This is a genomic window from Flammeovirga aprica JL-4 (assembly GCF_012844305.1).
GTDB lineage: Bacteria > Bacteroidota > Bacteroidia > Cytophagales > Flammeovirgaceae > Flammeovirga > Flammeovirga aprica.
In genome coordinates this window covers 1-5,692 of sequence record NZ_JABANE010000214.1, presented here as the reverse complement: position 1 = coordinate 5,692, position 5,692 = coordinate 1, and the positions used below count along the sequence as shown (strand labels likewise).

Sequence of the window (5,692 nt, the reverse complement as noted above, 5' to 3'; positions counted from 1 at the left end):
TACAAAAAACAAAACCAAAATAAAATTTGGTTGAATTATGAAATAAATTTGCTTTTAAACACAGTTCGTCACTTGGAACTGTTTATTGGCGAAGTCTCCCGACTTCGAAATAAAAAAGGTTACATGTTTCGAAGTCGGGAGACTTCGCCAATGTTTAATCACAAGTGACGGCTTTCGCCTTAACACTTGCGATATTGTCGGGAAATGATACGGCTTTGTAGAGTCACAATGCCTTGTGGCTCACGAACCATCACAAACCACCATTTTTCCATAACAAAAAAAACAGGTCCAAGCCCTTTCAGACTTGAACCCATTAGTATACTTAAAAATTGTAAGAAGAATTTTTACATTCCGCCAGATGAATGAAGTTTTCTATTTTTTCTACCCTTGAACTGACCACCGAACATATAAGAGAAAGAAGCTCTATAGATTGGTGTTTCTTGTAAGTAGAAAGAATTTTCAACGAAGTCTTTATTATAGTTTGTGCTAGAATAACCACTATTGATGATGTTGTCCACTTTCAATGTTATTCTTCCTTTATTTTTCAATACTGATTTTCTCACGGCCATATTCAATCCATAATTTGGATCTACAATTTGTTGAGCATCGTATCTCTGACCTGCGTAACGAGCATTGATGGACATTGCGATACCGTGAGGTAATGTCAAATTGGTATTCAATTTTGCAGAAACGTTGATAGGATTAGCTTCTTCAGGAATGGTGTGATTTTCATCTTCATCAGAAATTTCCAAGTAATACATATTGACATTCATGTCCACAGACCACCAATCAGTGATGGCATAGTTGGCAGAAACTGAAGCCCCACCAGTAAACGAAGATCCTAAATTGACTGTTTTAGCGATATTCAAATCTCTTTCTTCATCATAATTCAATACTGATCTCATGATATTTGTACTATGTCTTACATATACACTTGTGTTCAAACCGAACTTGTTTTTATTGTAGTTGTGATCCAAGCTGAATGAGTTGGTATATGAAGGTTGAAGATCAGGGTTACCGACTTCTACATAGGTAGAGTTGTATCTGTTTTCCACTGGAATCATTGATAAAATATTCGGACGGTTAATTCTTCTACTGTAGCTCAATCCCAAACGGTTATTGTCATTGATTTGGTAAACCAAGTGTACTGAAGGGAACAAACTCGTGTAGTCTATATTGAATTTCTCACGTTCTTGATCTTGAAGTAAAGTACCATCAATTGTTGCACTTTCACCTCTTAAACCCGCTTTTAATGTAAATTTCTTTCCTAAAGATCTTTGATAAGAAGCGTAGATAGACTGAACATTCATTAAGTAGTGGTAATTGTAATTGATATCACTCTCTTGGCTTGCATTTCTTTGATCAGTATCCAAGTCGAATAATTCACCTTTATACCCAACTTCGAATGAAGATTTATCGTCGATCTGATGATTGTAATCCAATTTTACAATTCCAAAATGACCATATAATTTCGATATGTTTTCAGAAACCATTTCATCTCCCATATTAAAAGCAGCATTCATATCCACCTCTGCATTACCATAAAAAAGATCTGTTTCCAAAGCACCTTTTTTGAAGTCTTTACGGTGATTCAAGCTAAATGCATTTTGAGTGGAAAGTGCATCTTTTAAACCATTTTCTGAAATATTGTTGACTTCTTCTTCACCAAGAAAATATCTGTTACTATAGTTGAAGTTTTCTTTATGCTGATAGCTTGAACCTTCATAATAGAAAGTAATCGTATTGGTAGAATCTAAGAAGTAATCAAACCCAACTTTATAGTTACCAAAGAATGTATTTTTGATAAGGTCTCCGCTTTGTGAAAGAGATGGTGTTTCAGGGTTTTTGTAAGCTAAATCACGTGTAGTTTCCTCTTCCATTCTATTGTCATAATAAGTACCTTGAGCAAAGAAGTTAAACTTTTTATGACGGTAGTTTAACCCTAAATAACCATCATATTTCTCTCTAGATCCAGCATTCAAACTAAGGTTACCATTGAATCCTTGCATTCTTTCTTTCTTTGTGATCACATTGATAATACCCGAAAGTCCATCAGGATCATACTTAGCAGAAGGGTTAGTGATCACTTCAATTTTTTCAATAGAACTTGCAGGAAGTGCTTGTAATACTTGTTCAGCACTCATTTGTGAAGGCTTTCCATCGATAAGGATTCTTACATTCGATTCTCCTCTTAAGCTAATTTCACCATTTGTTCCCACACTGATTTCAGGAACAGTATTCAACACTTCAGATACCGAATTACCATCAGCAATCATTCCCTCACTCACATTGATAACATTCTTGTCGATCCCTCTTTCAATATTTAATCGTTGTCCTTTTACAACTACTTCTTCCAATTCCTCAGCACTTGCCAGCATATAGAAAGAAGGCAAGTCCATTGCTCTTTTATTGACGTTGATCGATTGGTGGATTTTTTCATAACCGATTGATTGAACCTCGATAGTATACGTTCCGTAGTTTACGTTTTTGATTTTGAATTTTCCATTCTCATCAGAAATACCACCACCTACAATTTTGTTTTCAGTATTGAGTAATGCGACAGTAACATAAGCAATAGCTTGATTAGTTTGCTGATCCAATACTTCGCCAGAGATAGAAGATGTTGCAGTGTTTGCATTTGCAACAGTTGACACTAGTAGACCGATTACGGTAATAAGTTTTACGATTAAATTTTTCATCTGTTTCATGTTTTTAAGTATGCCAAACAGAATAGAAAAAGTGATCTCTTTTTATTAACCATCATATTATCAGTGTTTTATGTTTGTGCCAGTTTTTCAAACTGTCAATTTTTTTTACAGTGTTTTGTCAAAGGTTTTTACAGATTGGCACTAGATCACCCAACTCCCTATTCAATTTCTTTTCAAAAAAATTTGGAGATCCTAAAAAAATGCCACACCTTTACAGTGCACTATATAGGTAGTGCACTTAGAAAAATAACTATAAATAATATGGTGTCAATTAATAATCTTCAATTTAGTTATTCAAAAAAAGCAACTATCATCGATCAATTGGACTTGGAATTAGATGCAGGGAAAATTGTGGGTGTCCTCGGAAAAAATGGTGCAGGCAAAAGTACCTTTTTCAAATTGATGAGTGGTTTGATCCAACCAAAAGGAGGTGAAATGAATATTCTGGAAGAAATTCCTTTTCAAAGACAACCTTCTTACTTATCCAAAATGTTTTTAGTGCCGGAAGAGTTTGAACTTCCTCCAGTGAGCATTAAAGAATTTGTCAATAACACCGCTCCCTTTTATCCCCGTTTTGATAAAAGCATGATGGTGGAGTTGTTGGAAAAGTTTGAGTTGACAGATACACTCAACATCAAAGGACTTTCTTACGGTCAAACCAAAAAAGTAATCATTGCTTTTGCGTTAGCGACTAAAGCAGAGTTGATTTTGATGGATGAACCTACTAATGGTTTGGATATTCCTTCCAAAGCGATTTTCAGAAAGATCATGGCAGGAAATTTCGAAGACGATCAGCTGATCTTGATCTCTACGCATCAGGTGAAAGATATCGATACGATTATCGATCATTTGATAGTGTTGGATAATGGAGGTGTGATTTACAACGAATCCATCTTTGATCTTACTCAAAAGTATGATTTCCTAAAGGTGCAACAACTCAAAGTAACTGAAACGCTTTATGCGGAACCGATTTTGGGTGGTTACAAAACCATCTCTCCAAAACAGGATCAAGAAGATACACAAGTAGACCTTGAACTGTTTTTCAATGCTTTAATGAATGACTATAAAAAATTTATCTAATATGAATAATCTATTTAATGCGCAGCGTTTTAGTCGATATATTACTTTAGAACTAAATAACCAAAAACAGCTTTTTTTATATGGAATAGGTGCAGTAGTCTCTTTTATTTTTGTCGCTTTGTTTTTGATTCGTGCTACCAACGACTCTCCGATTACAAATGATGATTTATTTGGACTATTTATTTTCGCCTATATCGTGGTGGCAACGGCGGTTGTTAACCGTTCTTTTCTTCCTTTTAGATCACCGAAGAAGCTGATTACTTTCTTGACTTTTCCTGTATCACATTTCGAAAAGTTCTTATTTGAATATATGTCCACCGTTTTAGTGGGCGTCTTTATCGTCCCTTTTCTGATTCTTTTTACTTACATGGTAGAAGGAGAAATACATCAGACTTTCAATGAAAATATAAATTATACAGGACTTACATTTATTACCAATGTCATTGAAGATACACTAGTAAATGGTTCAGAAGACAAGCTCTACCTTCGTCAAATGGGTATTTTGATGGTCTTTTTATTACCGTGGAGTATCATGAATGTTATGTTTACGGGTAATTCAGTTTTCACAAAGTGGCCATTGATCAAATCGGTACTTAGTGTGACAGCATACTTTATTTTTCATGGACTTTTAGTTTTTCTGATTTTCGAAAAAATGGGTGTTCAAGAATATGTTTCAAACGATCATCCACTGTTCTTCTTTTCCGATTCATCTTCGGCAATCCATTTTGTTTTGTTCTCTATGCTCTTAGCCAATGTGGTATTTGTGTATTGTAGTTATTTGAAGTTGAAAGAAAAAGAGTTGTAAGATGGAATTTAAAAATACGAAAAGCATTTTCACCCAGATCGGTGATGATGTAAAAGATAAAATTATGGAAGGAGAATATACTGAAGAAGGAAAAATTCCTTCCACTCGAGAGCTGGCCGGTATTGTAGGCGTGAACCCTAATACAACCATCAAAGCATATGCGGTTTTACAGCAAGAAGGCATCATTTATACTCAAAGAGGTAAAGGATACTTTGTAAGCCAAGGTGCCAAAGAAACCATCATCAAAGATAGAAAAGAAGAATTCTTGAATGAGGTATTACCCGAAACAGTAGAACAGGCCAACAAATTGGAAATCTCATTTGATGAACTTCAAAACTACCTAAAAGACTTATACCATGAAGAAAAGTAATATATATTTAATCGCTCTCTTAAGCAGTGTGACTCTTTTTATCATAACAGGAGCCATTGTTTCGGTAGCTAGAGGAAAGAAAGTAAATGTAGAAAATAGTTCAGTACAAAAGATGTCTGCTTACTCTTCCCTTTCTATTCAGAATACCAACTATTATGTTTCAATTTCTTCATCGGATGACTTTGAGTTTAAAGTGTATTTTAAAGAAGATGTTCAGCCTGTCGAATTTCCTTATGAACTAAAAGGAGATACATTGATTCTTGCTGAAATTCCAGCAGAGTTGAAAGATAAAATAAAACGTCTTCAAGTAAAGCTTCCATTAGAAGAACTAAATATAGAAGCGACATCTTCCAAGTTTGGATTTGATCATTTTAATGGGTCTACTTTGAAGTTGGATTTAGATAATACAGAAGCAAGTATTTATTCAGAAACTGCGTTATCCAAGTTAGAAATAAAGGGAATCAATCATTCCAATTTTCATTCAAGAGTAAAATGTGATTCTTTGAAATTGGATATAGAAAAATCGGAGTTTAATAATTGGAGTAGTACGAAAGTAGTTGAAGGAAAAATCTCAAATAAAGCTTTTGTTACGATTAATAATCCTGGAGACGCAAACTTGTCAAAAGACTCAAGTTCGAAGATTAATTATTATTACAACTAAGTATTGAGACATTTTAAAGTATAACTAAAAATGAGCTTTTGAAAATTGAAGAAACAACTGTTTACCAA

5 protein-coding genes are annotated in these 5,692 nt (G+C 34.3%); 4 read left to right on the top strand and 1 reads right to left on the bottom strand.

What is annotated here, in order from left to right:
• Positions 1 to 344: 344 nt before the first annotated feature.
• The gene (locus tag HHU12_RS32975; RefSeq protein WP_169660985.1) at positions 345 to 2,699 is read right to left on the bottom strand and encodes a TonB-dependent receptor domain-containing protein; all 2,355 of its coding nucleotides are present in this window, start codon (positions 2,697 to 2,699) and stop codon (positions 345 to 347) included.
• A 270-nt stretch (positions 2,700 to 2,969) separates the two neighbouring features.
• On the opposite strand from HHU12_RS32975, the gene HHU12_RS32970 reads away from it, so the two are divergent.
• From HHU12_RS32970 to HHU12_RS32955, 4 genes are read left to right on the top strand one after another with little or no spacing between them, the layout of a single operon-like run.
• Positions 2,970 to 3,788: an ABC transporter ATP-binding protein gene (locus HHU12_RS32970; protein WP_169660984.1), complete on the top strand. Its 819-nt coding sequence runs from the start codon at positions 2,970 to 2,972 to the stop codon at positions 3,786 to 3,788.
• Between the two features lies 1 nt (position 3,789).
• Positions 3,790 to 4,593: a hypothetical protein gene (locus HHU12_RS32965; RefSeq protein ID WP_169660983.1), complete on the top strand. Its 804-nt coding sequence runs from the start codon at positions 3,790 to 3,792 to the stop codon at positions 4,591 to 4,593.
• 1 nt (position 4,594) lies between these two features.
• Positions 4,595 to 4,963, top strand: a complete 369-nt coding sequence (locus HHU12_RS32960) for a GntR family transcriptional regulator (protein ID WP_062619481.1) — start codon at positions 4,595 to 4,597, stop codon at positions 4,961 to 4,963.
• Positions 4,950 to 5,624 carry a hypothetical protein gene (locus HHU12_RS32955; RefSeq protein WP_169660982.1) on the top strand — a complete coding sequence of 225 codons (675 nt, stop codon included), beginning with the start codon at positions 4,950 to 4,952 and terminating at the stop codon, positions 5,622 to 5,624. The genes HHU12_RS32960 and HHU12_RS32955 overlap by 14 nt, the downstream gene beginning before the upstream one ends.
• Positions 5,625 to 5,692 lie beyond the last annotated feature (68 nt).